Source organism: Kineococcus rubinsiae, assembly GCF_011839805.1.
In the GTDB taxonomy this organism is placed as follows: domain Bacteria; phylum Actinomycetota; class Actinomycetes; order Actinomycetales; family Kineococcaceae; genus Kineococcus; species Kineococcus rubinsiae.
This window is the reverse complement of the sequence record NZ_VWPY01000067.1, coordinates 1-20,879: the sequence shown is the minus strand read 5'-3', so window position 1 is coordinate 20,879 and position 20,879 is coordinate 1. Positions and strand designations below refer to the sequence as shown.

The following is a 20,879-nucleotide window of genomic DNA, read 5'->3' as shown; positions in this document are numbered from 1 at the left end:
CCCCCGGACGGCGGTGGGCGGCGAGGAGCGCGGCGCCCGCGAGGACGGCCGCGCGGACGGCGGCGTCACGCAGGGCCCGGTCGCGCGTGGTCGCCGGGTCGAGGCCGTCGGCCGCCCACAGCCGCAGCCGGTCGAAGCTCCACGCCGTCGCCCACCCGAGGGCGGGGCGGACCAGCAGCGGGTCCAGCACCGCCCCGAGGCCGCCCCAGCCCGGCGCGTAGTCGTAGCCGGTGAGGAACCGGACGCCCTGCGGGGTCGGCACGTAGCGCCAGTAGCCGGAACCCTCGCCCAGCGGCGACAGCCGCCCGTGCGGGCGGAAGCGCAGCGCCGACGTCCCGCGGCCCTGCGCGTCGCGGCGCTCACCGACGGAGACCCCGGTGCCCGTCACGGTCAGGGCGGCGGCGCGCGGGTGCGGCAGGGCCAGGGCGTAGGTGAAGTGCTGGTGGCCCGCCGCGTCGCGCTCGGTGGGCCGGATGGCGGAGAAGCGCAGGTCCCACCGCGGGTGCAGCTCGGGCGCCTGGGTGAGGTGCCACAGCCGGTCCGCGTCGCAGTCCACCAGCGTCTCGACGTACAGCGGCTGCCCCATCCGGCGACGCTACCGGGGCGGCCCCGCCGCCCGCGGGCTCCCGGGTGACAGGATCACCGCTGCCCCGCCCACCGTCGAGGAGACGCCCCGTGCCCGTGACCCCCTTCCCCCGCCCGGCGTCCTTCACGGCGGGCGACGGCCCCGGCGCGCCCGCGGACGCCCCCGTCGTCGTCACGCTCGAGCAGGACCTGCCCGAGCAGGGGTTCCGGCTGCGGACCTCCCCGGACGGCATCGCCGTCGCCCACCGCGACGCCGCGGGCCTGCGCTACGCCCTGCAGACGCTGGACCAGCTCAAGGCCGGCGCCGACTTCGCCGACGTCGCCTACGAGGTCCAGGACGCCCCCGACTTCGCGGTGCGCGGGTTCATGCTCGACATCAGCCGCGACCGGGTCCCCACCCGCCGCACCCTGGCCCGCTGGGTGGAGATCCTGTCGCTGGCGCGCATCAACCAGTTCGAGCTCTACACCGAGCACACGTTCGCCTTCCGCGGCCACCAGCAGGTGTGGCAGGACGCCTCCCCGCTGACGCCCGAGGACGTGCGCTGGCTGGACGCGCGGTGCGCCGCAGCGGGCATCGCGCTGGTGCCGAACCAGAACACGCTGGGGCACATGGAGCGCTGGCTCGCCCACGAGCCCTACGCGCACCGCGCCGAGAACGAGGACGGGTTCACCTTCGACGGCCACCACCGCTCGCCGAGCACGCTGGAGCCCACGGCGGAGAACGCGGAGTTCGTCCTCGGCCTGCTCGACGACGTCGTCCCGCACTTCCGCGCGAAGCGGCTGAACGTCGGCGCCGACGAGCCGTTCGAGCTGGGCACCGGCAAGACGCGCGAGCGCGCCGAGGCCGAGGGGATCGGCCCCGTCTACTTCGACTACGTCACGCAGCTCATCCGGCCCTGGGTGGAGCGCGGCTACACCGTCGAGTTCTGGGCCGACGTGTTCGGCAACCACCCCGAGCTCATGGACCGGGTGCCGGCCGGCGCCGTCCCCGTGGTCTGGCAGTACGACTCGGCCTCGCTGACGGCCGCGGTGATCGACGCCGACGGCGAGGAGGTCGCCGCCTGGCGCGCCTCGGGCATCGACGTCGACGGCCTGCGCGACGGGTTCCGCGACCGGGCCAGGCTGCTGCTGGAGGCGGGCGTGCCGTTCTGGGTGGCGCCCGGCACGAGCAGCTGGAACTCCCTGCTGGGCCGCCTGGACAACGCGCTGGAGAACATGGTCGACGCGGCGACCGTGGGCCTGGACAACGGCGCCACGGGGTACCTGAACACCGCGTGGGGCGACAACGGCATGTGGGAGCCCCCGTCGGTCGCGTTCGGGCCTGCCCTGTTCGGCGGCGCCGTGAGCTGGAACCTCGCCGCCAACCGCGACCTCGACGTCGCGGCCGTGCTGGACGAGCACGTCCTGCTCGACCCGACCGGCACCACCGGCCGGGTCCTCGACCGGACCGGCCGCCTGGCCGCGCAGCTCGGCGTGTTCACGCTGAACGCGTCCCCGCTGTACCGGGCGCTGTTCAGCGGGGGCGACCTGCCCGCGGGCACCACCCCCTCCGACGAGGCGCTGACCGAGGCCGGCCGGGTGCTCGCCCGGTGCCGCGAGGACCTGCGCACCGCGGACCCCGCGAGCGCCGACGGCGACGTCGTGGTGCGCGAGCTCACGCAGGCGATCCGCCTGTCGGAGCTCGCCGTGGACGTCCTGCTGGCCCGCTCGGCGGGCGGCGGGAGCGTGTCCCCGGCCGACGCGCGGCGCCTGCTGACGGAGCTGGAGCGGCTGCTCGTGGAGCAGCGCGCCTGCTGGCTGCTGCGCTCGCGGCCCGGGGGCCTGGACGACAGCCTCGGCCACTTCGACACCCTCCGCCACGCGCTGACCAGCGCCGCCACCCGGTGACCGCCGCGGTGGGGCCGGGCGTGCGCGTCGGGCTGGACATCGGCGGGACGAAGGTCGAGGGCGTCGCGCTCGCCGGCGACGGGACGGTGCTCGCCCGGGAGCGGACGCCGACCCCGCACCGCCCCGCGGAGCTGCTCACCGCGGTTGCGGACCTCGTGGGCCGGCTCGCGGGCAGCGCCGCCGTGCGGGGCGTCGGGGTGGGCGTGCCCGGGATCGTCGACCCCGGCACGGGCACCCTCGTCGACGCGGTCAACCTGGGGCTCGACGAGGGTCCCTTCGCGCTGGGCCCGCTGCTGGCGCAGCGCCTCGGCGGGGTGCCGGTCGTCGTGGAGAACGACGTGAACGTCTCGGCGCTGGGTGCCGGGGCCCTGCTAGGCGCCGACGACCTCGCCCTGCTCTCCCTGGGCACGGGCCTGGCGGCGGGCGTCCTGCTCGACGGGGTCCTGCGGCGCGGCGCGAGCGGCGCGGGGGGCGAGGTCGGGCACGTGTCCTTCGACCCGGACGGCCTGCTGTGCGGCTGCGGCCAGCGCGGGTGCCTGGAGACGCTCGCGGCGGGCCGGGCGCTGACGCGCCGCTGGCCCGGCCGGCCGGGCGACGCCCCCGACGCGCTGTGGACCGCCGCGGCGGCGGGGGACCCGGCGGCGATCGCCGTGCGCGACAGCTGGGCCGACGCCGTCGCCACGGCCGTCCGCGTCCTCGTGCTGACCGTCGACCCGCGCCTGGTGGTGCTGGGCGGCGGGGTGTCGGCCGTCGGGGAGCCGCTGCGGGCGGCCGTGGCCGACGCGCTGCAGCGCGCGGCCGCGCCGTCGCCGTTCCTGCGGGGGCTGGCCGTGCACGAGCGGCTCGCGCTCGTGCCCGCCGGGGCGCCCGTGGCCGCGATCGGCGCGGCGGACCTGCTCGCCGCCTGACGCCGGCGGGCCCGTCTCAGCGCGCGACGACCCGCAGGGTCGCCGCGGTGGGGTCGGCGGCGTCGGGGATCAGCATCCCGGCCTCCGCGCCGCTGGTCAGGTAGGCCACCGCCTCGGCCGAGATCACCTCGCCCGGCGTCAGGACGGGCACGCCGGGCGGGTAGGGGCTCACGACCTCGGCCGCGACCCGGCCCACCGCCTCCTGCGCGGGCACCTGCTCGACGGGCCCGAAGAAGGCGTCGCGGGGCAGCACCGCGGTCTCCAGCTCCAGCGACCCGGGCGGGGGCAGCTGCGTCGGGGCGAGGCGCTCGAGGTCCCCGGCCTCCGCGGACAGCCGGCGCAGGGCGTCGAGCAGCACCCGCTCCGTCGCGTCGTCGTCGGCGTGGGTGAGGCGGGCGCCGATGCGGCAGGCGTCCGCCGAGCCGACGTCGACGTGGCAGGCGCTGCGCAGCCAGTCCCCGGCCTGGAAGCCGCTGATGCCGAGCGGGCGCACGTCGATCGTCAGCGCCAGCGGGTCCAGCTCGAAGGCGGCGCCCGGCCCGACGACCTCGCGGCCCATGAGCTCCAGCCGGCCGATGCCGTCGACCGCCCGGCGCACCCGCTCCGCCCGCTCCAGCGCGGCCCCCAGCAGGTCGTGGCCGTGCTCGACCATCTGCCGGCGCCAGCCGTCGAGGGAGGCGTAGACCAGCGGCGACGAGCTCGTCGTGCCCAGCAGGTCCTCGCGCGCCGACAGCACCTCGGGGTCCACCCGGTCGCCCGTGAGGTGGAAGCACGAGCTCTGCTCGATCGCCGAGCCCATCTTGTGCACGCTCGTCACGACGAGGTCGGCGCCCGCGTTGACGCCCCACTCGGGCAGGTCGGGGTGGAAGGGCAGGTGCGCACCCCACGCCTCGTCGACGATGAGCGGCACCCCCGCCTCGTGGCACGCGGCCGCGACCCCGGCGATGTCGGCGCAGGAGCCCCAGTCGGTGGGGGAGATGAGCAGCATCCCCTTGGCGTCGGGGTTCTCCCGCAGCGCGCGGCGGACGTCGTCGGGCTCCGGCGGGTGCGCCAGGTGCAGGTCGCGGTCGAACTTCGGGTGCACCCACACCGGCTGGATGCCCGAGATGATCACGCCCGCGATGACGGACTTGTGCGCGTTGCGGGAGATCAGCAGCTTCTCCCCGGGCCCGGCGACGGAGATCATCGCGGCCTTGACCGACAGCGAGCTGCCGCACGTGGAGAAGAAGGCGTGGTCCGCGCCCACCGCGTCGGCCATGAGCGCCTCGGCCTGGGACACGACGCCCTGCGACTCGCGGCGGTCGTCGAGGCCGTTGAGCGTGAGGACGTCCGCCGCGAACATCCGCTCGCCCAGCACCGCGAGCACCCGCGGGTCGACGCCCCGGCCCTGCTTGTGCCCGGGCGGGCCGTACACGACGTCGCCGCGGCGGTGGAAGGCCTCGACGGCCTCCAGGACGGGGGCGCGCGAGTGGTCGGCGGGCACGGGGTCTCCTCGGCTCGGGCGGGTCGGTCGGCGGGGGCGTACCCCCGCACCCGGCGTCCATGCCCACCACGTCCCGCCCGGCCACGTCGCCCCCGCGCACGGCGGGCGGGGAACCCTCCCGCCCCGGTACGGTGGTCCGCGGTGCGCCGGGAAGTCTGGTCGGCAACGACGTCGTCGACCCCGGAAGCAGGTCCCGTGCCCACTCCTGACACCCGCCGAGCGCTCTTCGCCCGCGGCACCTGGCCCGAGGCCAGCCGCATCGCGGCGGTCCTGCGCCTGGAGACCGTCGGCGGAGCCCTGCTGCTCGTCGCGACCGCCCTCGCCCTGGTCTGGGCGAACCTGCCCGGCGGGACCTACGAGGAGGTCCGCGAGCTGCACCTCGGCCCCGCCGCCCTCGGCCTCGACCTGTCCCTGGAGCACTGGGCGGCCGACGGACTCCTGGCGATCTTCTTCTTCATCGCCGGCCTGGAGCTGAAGCGGGAGTTCGTGGCCGGCGACCTGCGCGACCCCCGAGCCGCGGCCCTGCCCATCGCCGCGGCCGTGGGCGGCATGGCCGTACCCGCGCTGATCTACGTCGCGGTCGTGTCCGCCTCACCCTCGGCCCCGGCCGGGGCCGCGACCGGGTGGGCGATCCCGACGGCCACCGACATCGCCTTCGCGCTCGGCGTCCTCGCCGTGGTCGGCAGCCACCTGCCGTCGGCGCTGCGGACCTTCCTGCTGACGCTCGCCGTCGTCGACGACCTGCTGGCGATCACCGTCATCGCCGTCTTCTACACGAGCGACCTGGCGCCCGTGCCGCTCCTGCTGGCGCTGGTCCCCCTGGCCCTGTTCACCCTCGCCGTGCAGCGGCGGGTCCGGACGTGGTGGGTCCTGCTGCCGCTCGCCTTGCTCACGTGGGGCCTCGTGCACGCCTCGGGGATCCACGCCACCGTCGCCGGCGTCCTGCTCGGCCTCGTCGTGCCCGTCGTGCGCAGCCAGGCGGCGGGCGGCCCGGACGCCGGCCCGGGCCTCGCGGAGCACTTCGAGCACCGCTGGCGCCCGCTGTCCGCCGGGTTCGCCGTCCCCGTCTTCGCCCTGCTGTCGGCGGGGGTGGTGATCGGGGGCGCGGCGGGTCTCGCGGACGCGCTGAGCGACCCCGTCGCCCTCGGGGTGATCGCCGGCCTGGTCGTCGGCAAGCCCGTGGGCATCCTCGCGACCACGTTCGTCCTGGCGAAGCTCACGCGGGCCGAGCTCGACCCGAGCCTGCGCTGGGTCGACGTCGCGGGGGTCGCGGTGCTGGCCGGGATGGGCTTCACGGTGTCCCTGCTCATCGGCAGCCTCGCCTTCGGGCAGGGCACCCCCGCCGCCGAGCACGTCACGCTCGGCGTGCTCCTCGGCTCGACCGCGGCCGCGCTGCTGGCCGGCGTGCTGCTGCTGCACCGCAACAAGGTCTACCGGGCCATCGAGGCCGAGGAGCTCGTCGACGAGGACGAGGACGGCATCCCGGACGTCTACCAGCGGTAGCAGGCGCGATCATCGACCGGGCGAGCGCGCGGCGGGTAGTGTCCCGAGGACCTGCACCCGCCGCCGCAGACCTCCGGTCGGCCGCGGTGGACGGTTGGACCCACAGCCCGCAGTTCCTCCGGCGACCGCCGGGGGTCCAGCGAGCACGCTGAGCCGGGTCCACCCCGCGGCGTGCTGGGGAAGGACGTGACCCGTGGCCGAGCAGATCCAGCACACGCAGGTCCCGGCTGCGCCCGAGGCCGCCTTCCACGAGCTCGGCCGGATGCTGCTGGCCGACAAGCCCCTCGTCGAGGTCCTGCACGAGGTCTGCCGGCTCGCCGCCGCCAGCCTCCCCGAGGCCGACGAGGTCTCCATCACCCTCGTCGAGGACGACCGGACCCGGACCGCCGCCTTCACGGGCTCGCTCGCCGCCACGCTCGACGAGCGCCAGTACGAGGCCGGCTTCGGCCCCTGCCTCGACGCGGCGCAGTCCGGCGGGGTCCTCCGCGTGCAGGACACCGCGGCCGAGGACCTCTACCCCGCCTTCGCGGCCGTCGCCCGGCGGCAGGGGGTCACCAGCGTCCTGGCCCTGGGCCTGCCCATGCCCACCCAGGTCCTCGGCGGCCTGAACCTCTACCGCCTGCACGGCACGGAGCCGTTCTCCGCCGAGACGGAGGCGGCGGCCGCGCAGTTCGGCACCTACGCCGCCGTGGCGCTGGCCAACGCCGCACTGCTGGCCAGCCGCGAGCGCCTCGCCACCCACCTGCAGACCGCCATGGCCAGCCGCTCGGTCATCGACCAGGCCAAGGGCATCGTCATGAGCATCGCCGCGTGCGACGCCGACGAGGCGTTCCGGCTGCTGGCCAAGCAGTCCCAGCACGCCAACCGCAAGCTGCGCGACATCGCGGCCGAGGTCGTGGCCGCCGCGGAGCGCGGGGAACGGGCGTGGGGCCGGTGACCGACGGACTCGCCGAGGCGCTCGCCGACCTCGCCCGCGACCTGCAGCGCGAGCACGGGTCGCCCGCCACCCTGGAGAAGGTGGTCGCCTCGGCGATCAGGATGATCCCGGGCGCGGAGGAGGCCTCGATCAGCGTCGTCACCGGCCGGACGAAGGTCGAGTCGTACGCCGCGAGCGACGAGCTGCCGCGGGCCGTGGACGCCCTGCAGACCGAGACGGGCGAGGGGCCCTGCCTCGACTCCATCTACGACCACGCGACGGTCAGCGTGCCGGACATGGCGTCGGAGCAGCGCTGGCCGAAGTTCGCCACGCGGGCGGCGCGCGCGGGAGCCGGGAGCATGCTCTCCTTCCAGCTCTTCGTGCAGGAGGACAACCTCGGGGCGATGAACCTGGTGTCGCGCAGGCCGCACGCCTTCGACGCCGAGTCCGAGCACGTCGGGCACCTCTTCGCCGCCCACGCCGCGATCGCGTTCTCCGCGGTGCGCCAGGGCGAGAACATGAAGGTCGCCCTCGACAGCCGCAACGTGATCGGCCAGGCCCAGGGCATCCTCATGGAGCGCCACGGCGTGAGCGCCGACCAGGCGTTCTCGCTGCTCACGACCGCCAGCCAGCACCGCAACGCCAAGCTGCGCGTGGTGGCGGAGGAGCTGATCCGCACCCGCCGCCTCGTCGGCTGACTCCCCGGAGCGGGGCTACTGCCCGCCGGTGCGCTTCTCCACGAGGTAGCTGTGGCCGTCGATGGTGACGCGCTCCCAGCTGCCGTAGCCACGCTGGGCCTCCTCCTCGGTGCGCGGCCCGCGCGCCGGGGCGTCGTCGTAGCTCACCTGCGCGGGGCCGGTGAAGCTGAAGACGGCGTCGAGGAAGAGGTCGAGCAGCTTGTGCTTCGACCGGGGCCGTGACAGCGACCGGGGGGTGTCCGCCTGCTCGTCGACCATCGTCCTGTCCCTTCGGGGGTGAACACTTCGTGCACACATCATCGTACAGTGGAGACGTGCCCGCCAGCTCCGCGTCCGTGACCCCCGACACCCCGCCCGAGACCGACCCCCTCGCGCTCGAGCGCCAGGTCTGCTTCGCGATGGTCGTGGCCGCCCGCAGCGTCGTGGGCCTCTACCGCCCCGTGCTCGAGCCGCTCGGGCTCACCCACCCCCAGTACCTCGTGATGCTCGCGCTGTGGGGGCGGTCCCCGCTGTCGCTGCGCGAGCTCAGCGAGGCCCTGCAGCTCGACCCGCCGACGCTGTCGCCCCTGCTCAAGCGCCTCGAGGCGGCGGGGCTCGTCGAGCGCCGTCGGCTGCCCGAGGACCAGCGCTCCCTCGCCGTCACCCTCACCGACGCCGGCCGCGCGCTGCGCACCCGGGCCGAGGCCGTGCCCGCCCAGGTCGTGGCCCGCCTCGGCATGGACGTCGCCGACCTCGAGGCCGTCCGCGACGGCCTGACCGCCGTCATCGCCGCCGCCAGGGCCGCCGACGCCTGAGCCCCCTCGCCCGCCGTGATCATGCAGGTACTCCCTGCATGATCACGGCGGGTGGGGGGGCGGAGATGGGGGGCGGTTCACCTCGGCGTGGTACCAACGGGCCATGCCTGCTCCGCGCCTCGCCCTCACCCGGACCTACCTCGCGCCGGCGGCGGGCACCGCGCCCGGCGGCGGTGAGCTGCCCGGCGTGGCCGACGTCGGGACGGACACGACGGTGCACACCGAGGAGACCCACTACGACACCCCGGACCTGGCGCTCGCCGCCGCCGGGGTGTCCGTGCGCCGCCAGACCGGCGACGGCCCCCGCGGCTGGGTCCTCGAGCTGCCCGGCCGCGGCCCCCGCCACCACGAGGTCCGCCAGGCCCTGGGCCGTGCCGTGCGCACGGCGCCCGCTGCGCTGCAGCGCCTCACGTGGGCCGCGGCGCGCGGGCGCACCCTCGGGCCCGTCCTGCAGCTGACCGCCGACGCCCGCCAGCGCGACCTCCTGGACGCCGACGGCCTCGTCGTCGCCCGGCTCACCACCCGCACGGTCGTCGCCCGGCCGCTCACCCCGCCGGACTCCGCGGCCCAGGAGTGGGCCGAGTGGCAGGCCGAGGTCGTCGACGGCCGCCGCGACCTGCTGGACGCCGTCGCCGCCGCCTGGGAGGAGCTGGGGGCGGAGGAGTCCGACCGCACCCACCAGGTCCGCACCGTCCTGGACGACCCCGACGAGGGCGACGACGCCGGGCAGGCCCCCGGCGCGGCCGGCGGCGCCGGCGCCCTCGTCCTCGGCCAGCTCGCCGACGACGTCACCCGCCTCCTCGTGCAGGACCCGCTCGTGCGCATCGACGCACCCGACGCCGTGCACGCGATGCACGTCGCGACCCGCCGCCTCGGCAACGTCCTGGCCACCTCGGCCGAGCTGTTCGAGGAGGCGCCGCGCGAGCACCTGCGCGCGGAGCTGGCCTGGCTGACCTCGGTGCTCGCCGCCGCGCGCGACGTCGAGGTCCTCACCGACCGGATGCTCCCCGACCTCGACGAGGAGGCCGCCGGGCAGGTCGCGGGCTCCGGCACGGGCGACCCGGCCGTCGTCGCCGAGCACGTGCGCGGGGTCCTGGCCCGGCGCCACGACGAGGCCCAGGCCGCCGTCGTCGCCGCCCTGGACACCGAGCGCTACCGCGGGCTCGTCGAGGCGCTCGAGGCCTTCGTCGCGGTGCCGTCCTTCGCCGCCGGCGCGCGCCGCTCCGTCCGCAAGGCGCTGCTGCCGCTGGTCGCCGACGCGCACAAGCAGGTCAAGGAGGCCTACCGCGACCTCGACCCGGACGGCGAGACCGAGGACGCCCTCGACCGGCTGCAGCGGGCCGCGGCCCGCGCCCGCGATGCCGCGGAGCTGCTCGAACCCGCCCGGGGCGACGCGGCCGCGGACTACGCCGACGCGGTCAAGGAGCTGCTGGACGTCCTGGCCGAGCACCACGAGTCGGTCCTCGCGCGGGCCCTGCTCGAGGAGCTCGTGCCCACCGCGGGCGCGGGGGCCTTCGTCCTCGGGCGCCTGCACGGGCTCGAGGAGGTCCGCGCGGCCGTCGCCGCGCACGACCTGGAGGACGCCTGGAGCGCCGCGTCGTCGAAGAAGCTGCGGCGCTGGATGCGCTGACGGCCCCGACGGGGGGTGGCTAGGGTCGGGAGGGTGTCCGCAGCGGAGTTCTCCCGGTCCGTCGTCCTCAGCGGGGAGCGGGTCCGCCTCGAACCGCTCGGCCCCGAGCACGTCGAGGGCCTGCAGGCCGTCGTGGCCGAGGGCGACCTCTGGCGCACCTGGTACACCAGCATCCCCGCGCCCGACGCGGTCGAGGAGGAGGTCGAGCGCCGCCTCGACCTGCAGGCCGACCACGCCATGGCCCCGTGGGCGCTGCGCCGCCTCGACACGGGGGCGGTGTGCGGGGTCACGACGTACATGAACCTCGACCCGGTCAACGGCCGGGTGGAGATCGGCTCCACCTGGCTCGCGCCGTCGGCGCAGGGCACGGGCGTGAACGTCGAGGCCAAGCTGCTGCTGTTCACGCGGGCCTTCGAGGACCTGGGCTGCATCGCCGTCGAGCTGCGCACGCACTGGCACAACCACCAGTCCCGCACCGCGATCGCCCGCCTGGGCGCCAAGCAGGACGGCGTCCTGCGCAACCACGCCCGCTGGCCCGACGGCTCGCTGCGCGACACGGTCGTGTTCTCCGTCCTGGACTCGGAGTGGCCGGCCGTGCGCTCGGGCCTGCGCCACCGCCTGCGCCCGCGGCCACCCCGGTGACCGGCGAGGCCGGGGTGCCCCTGCCGCCGCCGCCCCCGGGGCCGGCGCCCGCGCTGTCGCTGCGCGGGCTGACCAAGCGCTTCGGCGCCACCACGGCCGTGGACCACCTCGACCTCGACGTCCCCGCCGGCTCCTTCTACGGCGTCGTCGGGCCCAACGGCGCCGGCAAGACGACGACCCTGTCGATGGCCACCGGGCTGCTGCGCCCCGACACCGGCCGCGCGGTCGTGCTGGGGGAGGACCTCTGGCAGGACCCGGTGCGCGCCAAGCGCCGCCTGGGCGTCCTGCCCGACGGCGTCCGGCTCTTCGACCGGCTCTCCGGCCTGGAGCTGGTCCGCTACACGGGCCTGCTGCGCGGGCTGCCCCGCGACGTCGTGGAGTCCCGCGCGGTGGAGCTGCTCGACGCCCTGGGCCTCGCCGCCGCGGGCCCGACGCTCGTCGTCGACTACTCCGCCGGCATGACGAAGAAGATCGCGCTGGCCTGCGCCCTCGTGCACGCCCCGCGCCTGCTCGTGCTCGACGAGCCGTTCGAGGCCGTCGACCCCGTCAGCGGCGCCACGATCCGCGAGATCCTCACGGCCTACGTCGCCGGGGGCGGCACGGTGGTGCTGTCCAGCCACGTCATGGACCTCGTCGAGCGGCTCTGCGACCACGTCGCCGTGATCTCCGCGGGCCGGGTGCTCGCGGCCGGGCCGCTGGACGCCGTGCGCGCCGGGGTGCGGCTGGAGGAGCGCTTCGTCGCCCTCGTCGGCGGGCACAAGGACCTCACGGGGAGCCTCGCGTGGCTGCAGACCGGCCCGCGCTGACGGCCCCCCGGCCCGAGCTGGTCCTCGTCCGGCTGAAGCTGGCGCTGCTGCGCGGCGGCCTGCGCCGCAGCCCCTGGCAGGTCGTCGCCCTCGTGCTGGCGGCGCTCGCCGGGCTCGCGGTGGTCCTGGTCGCCGGCGCGGGGCTCCTGGCGCTGCGCTGGCAGCCGGTGGACGTCGCCGGACCGGTCGTGGTGGTCGTCGGTGGTCTCGCCGTCCTCGGCTGGGCGCTGGTGCCGCTCGTCGCCTTCGGCGTCGACGAGACCCTCGACCCGTCGCGCTTCACGACGTTCGCCGTCGACCGGGGCGCCCTCGTGCGCGGGCTGCTGCTCGCGGGCCTGATCGGGGTCCCCGGCGCGGCCACGCTCCTGCTGGCCCTGGCCACGGTGCTCACCTGGTCGCGCTCGCCCGGCGCGGTCCTCGTCGCCGTCGTCGCGGCCGTCGTCGTCACGCTCACCTGCGTCGCCGCCTCGCGCGCCACCACGACCGCCGCGGCCGCCGTGCTGCGGGCCCGCCGCACGCGCGACCTCCTCGCGATCGTCGGCGGGGTGCTCGCCGTGGCCGCCGGTCCGCTGGTCAACATCGCCGTCGGCCGGGTCGGGGGCGGGCTCGTCGTGACCCCGGACGGCCTCCTCGACCGGGCCCGCTCGGTCGCGGCCGTCGTGGGCTGGACGCCGCTGGGCCTGGCCTGGGCGGCCCCCGCCGACGCGGCCCGCGGCGCCTGGGGCACGGCCGTCCTGCGCCTCGTGCTGGCCGTCGGCGTCCTCGCGCTCGTCCTCTTCGCGTGGGGCGCGGCGCTGCGCCGCGCCGAGGAGCGGCCCGGCACCGCGTCCCGCTCCGGCGACCGCAGCGGGCGCACCACCCTCACCGACCGGCTGGTGCGCCGGCTGCCGGACCACCCCGCGGTCGCCGTCGCCCAGCGGTGCCTGCGCTACTGGCGGCGCGACCCCCGCTACCTGGTCAGCGGGGCCTCCCTCGCGGTGCTCCCGCTCGTCCTGGTCGTCGTGCCCCTGTCGCAGGGTTCCGCCGTCGGGCCCTGGCTGCTGGCGGGCGGCCCGCTCGCGGCCTTCGCCGCCGGCTGGTCGCTGCACAACGACGTCGCCTTCGACCACTCCGCCTTCGCGGCCCACGTCGTCACCGGGCTGCGCGGCCGCGACGACCGCGCCGGGCGGGTGCTGGCCGCCGCGGCCTGGCAGCTGCCCGTCGTCGTGGTCCTGTGCGTCGCGGGCGGGCTGCTCTCCGGTCGCACCGACCTGCTGCCGGCCGTGCTGGGGGCCGCGACCGGCTGCTACGGCGCGGGTCTCGGCGTGTCCAGCGTCGCGAGCGCCCTGACCCCCTACGCCGCCCCGCCGCCCGGCGCCAACCCCTTCCAGACGCCCCGCGGGGCCGCGGCCGCCACCCTCGTCGCGCAGCTCGCCTCCTCCGGGGTGATCACGGCGCTGTCGCTGCCGGTGCTCGTCCCGGCCGTCGTCGCGGTCGTCGGGCCGTCCTGGGTCGGCTGGCACGCGCTGGCCGCGGCGCTGGTCACCGCCCCGCTGTGGACGGTCCTCGGCGTCCGGCACGGCGGCGCCCTCCTGGACCGGCGGCTGCCCGAGGTGCTCGCCACCGTCAGCCGCACGTGAGCGGCGACGTCCGCCTCGTCCTCGCCCTCGGCCTGCTGGTGCTCGTGGCCGCCGGCGTCGGGCGGGCCGCGGGGCTGCGCCAGGAGCGAGACGTGGGGATCGTCGTGGTGCGGGCCGTCGTCCAGATCGGCCTCGTGGGCCTCGTCCTCGGGCTGGTGCTCCGCACGCCCGTCCTCGCCCCCGCCTACCTGCTGCTCGCGCTCGGCGCGGCCTCGTGGACGTCGGCGCGGCGCCTGCGCCCGCTGCGGGTCTGGCCCGTGACGGCGCTCGCGATCGGCGCCGGGGCTGGGAGCGCGTCCGCGGTCGTCGTCGCCACGGGGGCGCTGCCCCTGCACGTCCTGCAGGTGCTGCCCTTCACGGCCCAGCTCATCGGCGGGTCCATGACGGCCGCGACGCTCGCGGGCCGCCGCATGCTCGACGAGGTCGAGGCGGGGTGGGACGTCGTCGAGGGCTGGCTGGCCCTGGGGGCCCGGCCGCACGAGGCCCTCGCCGAGGCGGGCCGGCTCGCGGCCGCGCGGGCGCTCGTCCCGGCGCTGGACCAGACGCGGACGGTGGGGATCGTGACCCTGCCTGGGGCCTTCGTCGGCCTGCTGCTCGGCGGGGCGTCCCCGCTGCAGGCCGCGCGCGTGCAGCTCCTGGTGCTGGTGGGGCTGCTGGCGGCCGAGACGGTGGCCGCCGTCGTCACGACGCGGGGGCTGGGCCGCCGCGTGGTGACGCGGCCGCTCGCCGCGCGCTGAACGGAGCGCGCCGGGACGCACGGAGGGCCCCCGTCCTGGTGGACGGGGGCCCTCCGGCAGGTCTGGGGGTGGCTCAGAGAGCGATGACCTGGTCGGCCTGCGGGCCCTTCTGGCCCTGGGTCACCTCGAACTCGACGCGCTGGTTCTCCTCGAGCGACTTGTAGCCGTTGCCGGAGATCGCCGAGTAGTGGACGAAGACGTCGGGGCCTCCGCCGTCCTGCTCGATGAAGCCGTACCCCTTCTCGGAGTTGAACCACTTGACGGTGCCCTGAGCCATGCCTTCTCCATCAATTTCTCGGTCGTGCGAGACCCGCGCATGCGAGTCCCGGGCTGAGTGGGAACGCCACCGCACCCGGTGGGTGCGAGCGACGTTCGCAAACACACTCCGCGGGCGTGAGGTACGAACGAGGAGCTGCGCTAGCTGCAGCCGAGGGGACGCTAACAATCCCGAGTCCGGGTGCGCAAGAGGTGGAGACCGACGGACGTCGGCCGGCGCCGGCCGCCCCCCAGCGGGGCCGCGGTCGCCTCAGCCCAGGGCCGCGACCGCCAGCACGACGCTCGCGGCGCTCCAGCCCAGCGGCGCGGGGCCGGCCGGGGTGCCGTCGGCGAGGACCCGCTCGGGCAGGCTGCCCCAGGCCGTGCGGTGCGCGGCGAGCCAGTCCAGCCACCGCGCGGCGTCCGCGTCGGCGCCGCTGGCGGCGAGCGCGTAGGCCGTCAGCGCGGTCTCGGGCGTCCAGGAGATCCCGTCGTCGCGCCAGCCCGCGCCCGGCGCCAGCCCGCCCGCGCCCCGCAGGGCCTCGCTCTGGTAGCCGCGCACCGCGGCCAGGACGCCCGGGTCGACGGCGTCGGCGAAGGGCGGCAGCAGGAAGGTCACCGCGGCGTCGCGCCGGCCGCTGCGCGCGTAGCGCTGGTACCCGCCGGGGCGGAACTCCGCCCGCACGAGCCGGGCCAGGCGCCGCGCCGCGCGGTCGGCCGTGCGGGCCCGGGCGTCCTCGCCGAGGACGGGGAAGAGCCTCGCCGCGGCCCGCAGCCCCGCGAGCTGCGCGGCCGCCGTGCCGAGGGTGAGCTCGGTCTCCGGCCGCTCCCAGTAGTCGGGGGAGGGTGCGGGCAGGCGCGTCCCGTCGCCCGTGCCCGCCAGCAGGAAGTCGCTGGCGCCGCTCAGCAGGGGCCGCAGCGCCGTCAGGTCGGCGCGCGCGGTGGCCGCGTCGGGGGCGTCCGCGACGACCTCGCCCAGCGCCCACAGCGCCCAGCCCGCGCCGTCGCCCTGGCGCGGGCGGTCGTCGGGCGCGCCGTGCCCCGTCAGGAGGTAGCGGGCCTCGAAGCCGCCGTCGGCCAGCTGGACCCCGGCGAGGAAGTCCAGGGCGCGCAGGGCGTCGTCGCGGTGGCCCGTCGCGGACAGCGCCACGGCGGCGAAGGCGGAGTCGCGGGGCCAGGCGTAGCGCCAGATCTGGGTGGGGGCCGCCTCGAGCGCGCCGTTGGGCCGGCTGAGCCCGCGCAGGTCCAGCAGGCCCTGGCGGACCATCGGCCCCCAGGGGCCGTCCGCGCCGGGCACGGTCCCGGCGGCGAGCCACGCCGCGTCCGAGGGCTCGCCGGCCGCCAGCGGAGCGCGCCAGTCCGCGCCCGTCAGCAGCCGCGGCGGCGCGGCCTCGGTCCGCGCCGGGACGGCCGTCGTGGCGGTCAGGACGAGCAGGGAGCCGAGGGCGGCGGCGAGCGCGGACCAGCGGTGTCGCACGGGCCCTCCCGGCGCCGGGCCGACGGCTGCCGGCGACTGCGCCGACGCTAACGCGCACCGGCGGCGCCCGGGAGGACTCCGGGGACATCGGAGGACTCCGGGGATGCAGCAGTTCCGAACTTCGGAGTTCGGCGCACCGAACTCCGTGCCACGATGGGCGGGTGACCAGCACCGAGCGCGCGCTCCGGCCCACCCGGCCCGGCCGCGTGGCCTTCGGGCGGCTGCTCGGGCCGGCCTTCGTCGCGGCCATCGCCTACGTGGACCCGGGCAACGTCGCGGCCAACCTCACCGCCGGCGCGCGCTACGGCTACCTGCTGCTGTGGGTCCTCGTCGTCGCCAACGCCATGGCCGTCCTCGTGCAGTACCTCTCGGCCAAGCTCAGCGTCGTCACCGGCTCCACGCTGCCGGAGGTGCTGCGCGAGCGGCTCGGCCGCCGGGCCCGGCTGGCCTACTGGGGGCAGGCCGAGCTCGTGGCCGCCGCGACCGACCTGGCCGAGGTGATCGGCGGCGCCGTCGCGCTGAAGCTGCTGTTCGGCACCCCGCTGCTCGTGGGCGGGGTCGTCGTCGGGGCCGTGTCCCTGGGGCTGCTGGCCCTGCAGTCGCGCAACGGCGTGCGGCGCTTCGAGTTCGCCGTCGTCGCCCTGCTGGCCGTCATCGTCGTCGGGTTCGTCACGGGCGTGCTCTTCGCGCCCCCCGACGCGGGCGCGGCCGCCGCCGGGCTCGTCCCGCGCTTCCAGGGCGCCGAGACCGTCCTGCTCGCCGCGAGCATGCTGGGCGCGACCGTCATGCCCCACGCGATCTACCTGCACTCGGCGATCGCCCGGGACCACCACGGCCCCGTCGCCGCCGCCGAGCGGCCCCGCGTGCTGCGGGCCACCCGGGTCGACGTCGCCGCGGCCCTCGTCGTCGCGGGGCTCGTGAACATCTCGATGCTCCTGCTGGCGGCCTCGGCGCTGCGCGGCGTCGACGGCACCGACACCCTCGAGGGCGCGCACGCCGCCGTCGTCGCCAACGTCGGCGTCGGGGTCGGGCTGCTGTTCGCGATCGGCCTGCTGGCCTCGGGCCTCGCCTCGACCTCGGTGGGCGCCTACGCGGGCGCGGTGATCATGCAGGGGCTGCTGCGCACCCACGTGCCGCTGGTCGTGCGCCGGGTCGTGACGCTGATCCCGGCGCTGCTGTGCCTGGGCCTCGGCGTCGACCCCACGCGCGCGCTCGTCGTCAGCCAGGTCGTGCTGAGCTTCGGCATCCCCTTCGCCATCGTGCCGCTCGTGCGGCTGACGGGCAGCCGGGCCCTCATGGGCGCGGACGCCAACGGCCGCACGGTGAGCGTGCTCGCCGTCCTGGCCGTCGTCGCGGTCGTCACCCTCAACGTCGCGCTGATCGTCCTGACGATCACCGACTGAGGCGACTCAGCGGGTCAGCGGGTCAGCTCTCCGCTCCGCGCCGCGTTCACGAGGTCCGCCGCGACGTCGCGCAGCTTCCGGTTGGCGTTCTGCGACGTGCGCGACAGCTGCCGGAACGCCTCCTCGGCGTCGCAGCCGTGCAGGGCCATGACGATGCCCTTGGCCTGCTCGATGACGGCGCGCGACTCCATCGCGGTGCGCAGGTGCTCGGCCTCGGCCACGGCCTCCTCGTGCAGCGCGGCGTTGGCCAGCGCGGCGGTCGCGACGTCGGCGAACTCCTGCGTGAGCCGCACCGTCTCCTCCGCCAGCGGCCGGCCGTCGGTGCAGTAGACGTTGATCCCGTCCATGACGTGCGAGGTCGTCAGGCCGCTCGACACGCTGCTCGTGACCCCTCGCCGCCGCGCTACGGCCACGTAGTCCGGGTACAGCTGGTCCGGCGCCGACGTGTCCGCGACGCTGACGCTGATCCCGCTCTGGGCGGCGTCCATGCAGGGTCCGAAGCCGTCGTCGTACTGCCGCTCGTCCAGCACCGCGGCCAGGTCGCCCGTGAAGGCGACGCTGCGGCCGCTGCCCTTCCGGTCGAGCAGCGTGACCGACACCTGGCTCGCCTGCGGGATGTGCTTGACGCCCTCCTGCGCCACCCGGCGCAGGACCTCCCCCAGGGGGTGCTCCCCGACCACGAACCGCGTGAGCTCGACCGGGACGCCCGGCGAACCGCTCGCGCCCAGGGTGGCCTGCTCCGTCATGGGGTGTCCTGTCGTCGTGGTGTCCTCCGGCGCTGTTTGCCGTCCTCCCGGCGGGGTACCCGGAGGGGAGCGGTCGAAACGCAGCGGGCGCTGCCGTGCCCCCGCGGGCCGGCGAGGAGTCGGGGAGCCGCTCCCCCGAGAACCACCAGGACGCGAACCCATGAGCACCACGCCCCAGGACACCTCTGACCTCCGCGACCCTGCCGTCCCCCTGCACCCCGGGTCCCTCGACGACCTGCACCCCGCGATCGACGTCCCGGACTACGACCGCGACGCCCTCGTGCCCGCCGTCGTGCACATCGGCGTCGGCGGCTTCCACCGCGCCCACCAGGCCGTCTACTTCGACGAGCTCGCCCGCCGCGGGATCACCACCGCCTGGGGCGTCGTCGGCGTGGGCCTGCACAGCCCGCGGATGCGCGACGCGCTCGTGGGCCAGGACAACCTCTACACCGTGGTCGAGCGCGGCCCCGTGGACGACCAGGTCCACGTCGTCAAGGTCATCACCGACTACCTCTACGCCCCGGACGACCCGGGCGCTGTGCTGGACCGCCTGACCGACGAGCGCACCCGGCTGGTGACCCTGACGATCACCGGGTCGAGCTACCCCACGGGCGCGCTCGACCCCGGGGACCCCGACGTGGCGGCCGACGTGCGCACGCCCGAGACCCCCGGCACCGCGTTCGGGTACGTCGTCGAGGCGCTGCGGCGGCGCCGCGAGGCCGGGACCGCACCGTTCACGGTCCTGTCCTGCGACAACCTGCAGCACAACGGGGACGTGACGAAGGCCGCCGTCCTGGCGACGGCGGAGCTGCGCGACGCGGAGCTCGCCGCGTGGATCGGGGAGCACGTCACGTTCCCGAGCAGCATGGTCGACCGCATCACCCCGGAGACCACGCCGGAGGAGCGCGAGGCGATCGCCCGCGAGCACGGCCTCGACGACACGTGGCCCGTCATCACCGAGCCGTTCTCGCAGTGGATCGTCGAGGACGACTTCTGCGACGGCCGCCCGCCGCTGGACGAGGTCGGCGTCCAGTTCGTCGACAACGTCAGCTGCTACGAGATCATGAAGACGCGGCTGCTCAACGGCTCGCACTGCGCGCTGGCCTACCTCGGGCACCTCGCGGGGTTCCGCACCACCGACGAGGCCATGGCCGACGACCGGATGCGGGCGTTCGTCGAGGGCTACCTCGAGGAGGTCGCCGGGCTGCTGCTCGCGGTGCCGGGGATCGACCTGCCCGGCTACTGCGCGACGCTCGTCGAGCGGTTCTCCAACCCGCGCCTCGGCGACGGGCTCGACCGGCTCGCGCGCCGCGGCAGCACCAAGGTGCCCACCTACGTCCTGCCGTCGCTGCGGCAGGCGCTGGACCAGGACCGGCCCCGGCGCCACGTCGTCCTGGCGACCGCGGCCTGGCTGCGCTACCTGCGCGGCGTCGACTACGCCGGCGCCCCCATCGAGGTCGCGGACGCCCAGGCCGACCGGCTGACGCAGCTGGCCCGGGCCGGCGGCACGGACCCGCACCCGTTCCTCGAGGAGAGCGGGGTGTTCGGCAGCCTGGGCGACAGCGCCCGGCTGGCCGCGGAGCTGACCGTGGCCCTGCAGGCGCTGGAGGAGGGGCCGCTGGAGGCCGCCGAGCGGCTGCGCCGGCCCGACGACATCAGCCAGACGGAAGGAACCGCCGCGTGACGAGCACCCCCGAGATCACCTCGACCACCGACGTCGCGGAGGTCCGCGCTGCGCTGCAGGCGGTCACGTGCGTCCTGTGCGACGCGGACGGGAACCTGTTCCCCTCCGAGGAACCCGCCTTCGTCGCGTCCAAGGACGTCACGAACGACTTCCTGGCCGCGTTCGGCGTCGCGCGCCGCTACGAGGCCGAGGAGCTGCGGCTGGCCACGACCGGCCTGAACTTCCGGTCCACCGCGATCGCGCTGGCGCTCGAGCACGGCGTGCCCGTCGACGCCGCGCTGCTGCCCACGGGCGCCGCGTCGGTCCCCGCGGGGGACGGGCCGGCCCTGGACGCGGCGGCGCTGCAGCGGTGGGTCGAGGTGGAGGCCGCCGCGGTGACGGCCCACCTGCGCACGGCGCTGCACACCGATCCCGCGGTGCTGGAACCCCTCACGGCGATCGGCGACGTGTACGACGTCGCCGCCGTGAGCTCCAGCGCCGACGGGCGGATCGCCGCGTGCTTCGAGGTGACCGGCCTGCGGCTGGGGCTCGGTGCGGGGCAGGCCGTCGCGGTGGAGGACTCGGTCCCCGGCGCGACGTCCGCGGTGCGGGCGGGCTGGCCCACGATCGGGAACCTGCAGTTCGTCGGCCCCGGCGAGCGCGAGCAGCGGGAGGCCGACCTGCTCGCCGTCGGCGTCCTCACCGTCGTGTCCTCGTGGTCAGACGTCCAGGGGCTCCTGCCGCGCTGCGCGGCGGGCTGACCCCTCCCCGACCCGCGACGGCGGTCCGGCTGCGCCGCAGCCGGACCGCCGTCGTGCGTCTCGGGTCTCAGCGGCGGCGCGCCGCCCGCAGCCCCGCCACGACCAGGGTTCCCGCGCCGGCGGTCAGCACGACGGTGCGCGTGCGGGAACCCCGCGGCAGCACGTGGTCCACGCCGTCCTTGACGCGGTCGCTCACCGCCAGCGGGATCCCGGCGAGCGCGTTGCCCGGGGGTCGGCGGGGGATCCGCGGGTGCGGTCGCGTGGGCGAGGTGCGCCGCGACGCCTCCCACGCGGTGCCGATCGCCCGCAGCTGCGCGGGGCTCGCGACCTGCTGCAGGCGCGGCAGCAGCTCGTCCTCCTCGTCGT

At 76.5% G+C, this 20,879-nt stretch carries 20 protein-coding genes and 1 pseudogene; 14 read left to right on the top strand and 7 right to left on the bottom strand.

Annotated features, from left to right (window positions below; translation table 11 throughout):
• Positions 1-586: hypothetical protein (locus F1544_RS20715; RefSeq protein WP_167588102.1), on the bottom strand; the 586-nt coding region annotated here is incomplete at its 3' end.
• Between the two features lie 89 nt (positions 587-675).
• Between F1544_RS20715 and F1544_RS20710 the strand changes: the two genes are divergently transcribed.
• Positions 676-2,472 carry a family 20 glycosylhydrolase gene (locus tag F1544_RS20710; RefSeq protein ID WP_167588101.1) on the top strand — a complete coding sequence of 599 codons (1,797 nt, stop codon included), beginning with the start codon at positions 676-678 and terminating at the stop codon, positions 2,470-2,472.
• A 20-nt stretch (positions 2,473-2,492) separates the two neighbouring features.
• Positions 2,493-3,380, top strand: a complete 888-nt coding sequence (locus F1544_RS20705) for an ROK family protein (RefSeq protein ID WP_308470231.1) — start codon at positions 2,493-2,495, stop codon at positions 3,378-3,380.
• A gap of 16 nt (positions 3,381-3,396) precedes the next feature.
• On the opposite strand, the gene F1544_RS20700 is transcribed toward F1544_RS20705, so the two are convergent.
• Complete coding sequence (locus tag F1544_RS20700) at positions 3,397-4,863, bottom strand: aminotransferase class I/II-fold pyridoxal phosphate-dependent enzyme (RefSeq protein ID WP_167588099.1); 1,467 nt, start codon at positions 4,861-4,863, stop codon at positions 3,397-3,399.
• A gap of 195 nt (positions 4,864-5,058) precedes the next feature.
• Between F1544_RS20700 and nhaA the strand changes: the two genes are divergently transcribed.
• The 3 genes from nhaA to F1544_RS20685 all read left to right on the top strand — a co-directional run bounded on the left by nhaA (position 5,059) and on the right by F1544_RS20685 (position 7,980).
• Positions 5,059-6,366, top strand: coding sequence for a Na+/H+ antiporter NhaA (gene nhaA, locus F1544_RS20695; protein ID WP_167588098.1), 1,308 nt, complete (start codon positions 5,059-5,061; stop codon positions 6,364-6,366).
• Between the two features lie 193 nt (positions 6,367-6,559).
• Positions 6,560-7,303 carry a GAF and ANTAR domain-containing protein gene (locus F1544_RS20690; protein WP_208972309.1) on the top strand — a complete coding sequence of 248 codons (744 nt, stop codon included), beginning with the start codon at positions 6,560-6,562 and terminating at the stop codon, positions 7,301-7,303.
• The gene (locus F1544_RS20685; protein WP_208972308.1) at positions 7,300-7,980 is read left to right on the top strand and encodes a GAF and ANTAR domain-containing protein; all 681 of its coding nucleotides are present in this window, start codon (positions 7,300-7,302) and stop codon (positions 7,978-7,980) included. Before F1544_RS20690 ends, F1544_RS20685 begins: the two co-directional genes overlap by 4 nt.
• A gap of 15 nt (positions 7,981-7,995) precedes the next feature.
• Here the strand turns inward: F1544_RS20685 and F1544_RS20680 are convergent, their stop codons facing one another.
• Entirely contained in the window at positions 7,996-8,238 is a 243-nt protein-coding gene (locus F1544_RS20680) for a hypothetical protein (RefSeq protein WP_167588096.1), read from the bottom strand.
• 140 nt (positions 8,239-8,378) lie between these two features.
• On the opposite strand from F1544_RS20680, the gene F1544_RS20675 reads away from it, so the two are divergent.
• The 6 genes from F1544_RS20675 to F1544_RS26605 all read left to right on the top strand — a co-directional run bounded on the left by F1544_RS20675 (position 8,379) and on the right by F1544_RS26605 (position 14,208).
• The gene (locus tag F1544_RS20675) at positions 8,379-8,774 is read left to right on the top strand and encodes a MarR family winged helix-turn-helix transcriptional regulator (protein ID WP_167588105.1); all 396 of its coding nucleotides are present in this window, start codon (positions 8,379-8,381) and stop codon (positions 8,772-8,774) included.
• A 103-nt stretch (positions 8,775-8,877) separates the two neighbouring features.
• Positions 8,878-10,404, top strand: a complete 1,527-nt coding sequence (locus F1544_RS20670) for a CYTH and CHAD domain-containing protein (protein ID WP_167588095.1) — start codon at positions 8,878-8,880, stop codon at positions 10,402-10,404.
• 33 nt (positions 10,405-10,437) lie between these two features.
• Positions 10,438-11,046 carry a GNAT family N-acetyltransferase gene (locus F1544_RS20665; protein WP_167588094.1) on the top strand — a complete coding sequence of 203 codons (609 nt, stop codon included), beginning with the start codon at positions 10,438-10,440 and terminating at the stop codon, positions 11,044-11,046.
• Complete coding sequence (locus F1544_RS20660) at positions 11,043-11,852, top strand: ABC transporter ATP-binding protein (protein ID WP_373368105.1); 810 nt, start codon at positions 11,043-11,045, stop codon at positions 11,850-11,852. The genes F1544_RS20665 and F1544_RS20660 overlap by 4 nt, the downstream gene beginning before the upstream one ends.
• A complete protein-coding gene (locus F1544_RS26610; protein ID WP_167588093.1) occupies positions 11,828-13,471 on the top strand; it encodes a hypothetical protein in 1,644 nt (547 codons plus the stop codon). Before F1544_RS20660 ends, F1544_RS26610 begins: the two co-directional genes overlap by 25 nt.
• Positions 13,468-14,208: an ABC transporter permease gene (locus F1544_RS26605; protein WP_167588092.1), complete on the top strand. Its 741-nt coding sequence runs from the start codon at positions 13,468-13,470 to the stop codon at positions 14,206-14,208. The genes F1544_RS26610 and F1544_RS26605 overlap by 4 nt, the downstream gene beginning before the upstream one ends.
• Before the next feature lie 73 nt (positions 14,209-14,281).
• On the opposite strand, the gene F1544_RS20645 is transcribed toward F1544_RS26605, so the two are convergent.
• Both F1544_RS20645 and F1544_RS20640 read right to left on the bottom strand, forming a co-directional pair.
• Positions 14,282-14,485 carry a cold-shock protein gene (locus F1544_RS20645; protein ID WP_166606434.1) on the bottom strand — a complete coding sequence of 68 codons (204 nt, stop codon included), beginning with the start codon at positions 14,483-14,485 and terminating at the stop codon, positions 14,282-14,284.
• 249 nt (positions 14,486-14,734) lie between these two features.
• Positions 14,735-15,940 (bottom strand): glycoside hydrolase family 15, encoded by a 1,206-nt coding sequence (locus tag F1544_RS20640; protein WP_167588091.1) that lies wholly within the window; start codon positions 15,938-15,940, stop codon positions 14,735-14,737.
• A 161-nt stretch (positions 15,941-16,101) separates the two neighbouring features.
• Between F1544_RS20640 and F1544_RS20635 the strand changes: the two genes are divergently transcribed.
• Positions 16,102-17,343 carry an Nramp family divalent metal transporter gene (locus tag F1544_RS20635; RefSeq protein ID WP_167588090.1) on the top strand — a complete coding sequence of 414 codons (1,242 nt, stop codon included), beginning with the start codon at positions 16,102-16,104 and terminating at the stop codon, positions 17,341-17,343.
• Between the two features lie 14 nt (positions 17,344-17,357).
• Here F1544_RS20635 and F1544_RS20630 read toward each other — a convergent pair whose 3' ends face one another.
• Positions 17,358-18,089 (bottom strand): ANTAR domain-containing protein, encoded by a 732-nt coding sequence (locus F1544_RS20630; RefSeq protein ID WP_167588089.1) that lies wholly within the window; start codon positions 18,087-18,089, stop codon positions 17,358-17,360.
• A gap of 160 nt (positions 18,090-18,249) precedes the next feature.
• Between F1544_RS20630 and F1544_RS20625 the strand changes: the two genes are divergently transcribed.
• Positions 18,250-19,773: a mannitol dehydrogenase family protein gene (locus tag F1544_RS20625; protein WP_167588088.1), complete on the top strand. Its 1,524-nt coding sequence runs from the start codon at positions 18,250-18,252 to the stop codon at positions 19,771-19,773.
• A gap of 14 nt (positions 19,774-19,787) precedes the next feature.
• A complete protein-coding gene (locus F1544_RS20620) occupies positions 19,788-20,513 on the top strand; it encodes an HAD family hydrolase (RefSeq protein ID WP_373368106.1) in 726 nt (241 codons plus the stop codon).
• A 67-nt stretch (positions 20,514-20,580) separates the two neighbouring features.
• Here F1544_RS20620 and F1544_RS20615 read toward each other — a convergent pair.
• A pseudogene (locus tag F1544_RS20615) lies at positions 20,581-20,879 on the bottom strand (hemerythrin domain-containing protein); the annotation flags it as partial.

Excerpts from the sequence above, each read along its gene's own strand:
- F1544_RS20680 (WP_167588096.1), bottom strand. The coding sequence starts at position 8,238 with ATGGTCGACGAGCAGGCGGACACCCCCCGGTCGCTGTCACGGCCCCGG.
- F1544_RS20675 (WP_167588105.1), top strand. The coding sequence starts at position 8,379 with ATGGTCGTGGCCGCCCGCAGCGTCGTGGGCCTCTACCGCCCCGTGCTC.
- F1544_RS20670 (WP_167588095.1), top strand. The coding sequence starts at position 8,878 with ATGCCTGCTCCGCGCCTCGCCCTCACCCGGACCTACCTCGCGCCGGCG.
- F1544_RS20645 (WP_166606434.1), bottom strand. The coding sequence starts at position 14,485 with ATGGCTCAGGGCACCGTCAAGTGGTTCAACTCCGAGAAGGGGTACGGC.
- F1544_RS20630 (WP_167588089.1), bottom strand. The coding sequence starts at position 18,089 with ATGACGGAGCAGGCCACCCTGGGCGCGAGCGGTTCGCCGGGCGTCCCG.
- F1544_RS20625 (WP_167588088.1), top strand. The coding sequence starts at position 18,250 with ATGAGCACCACGCCCCAGGACACCTCTGACCTCCGCGACCCTGCCGTC.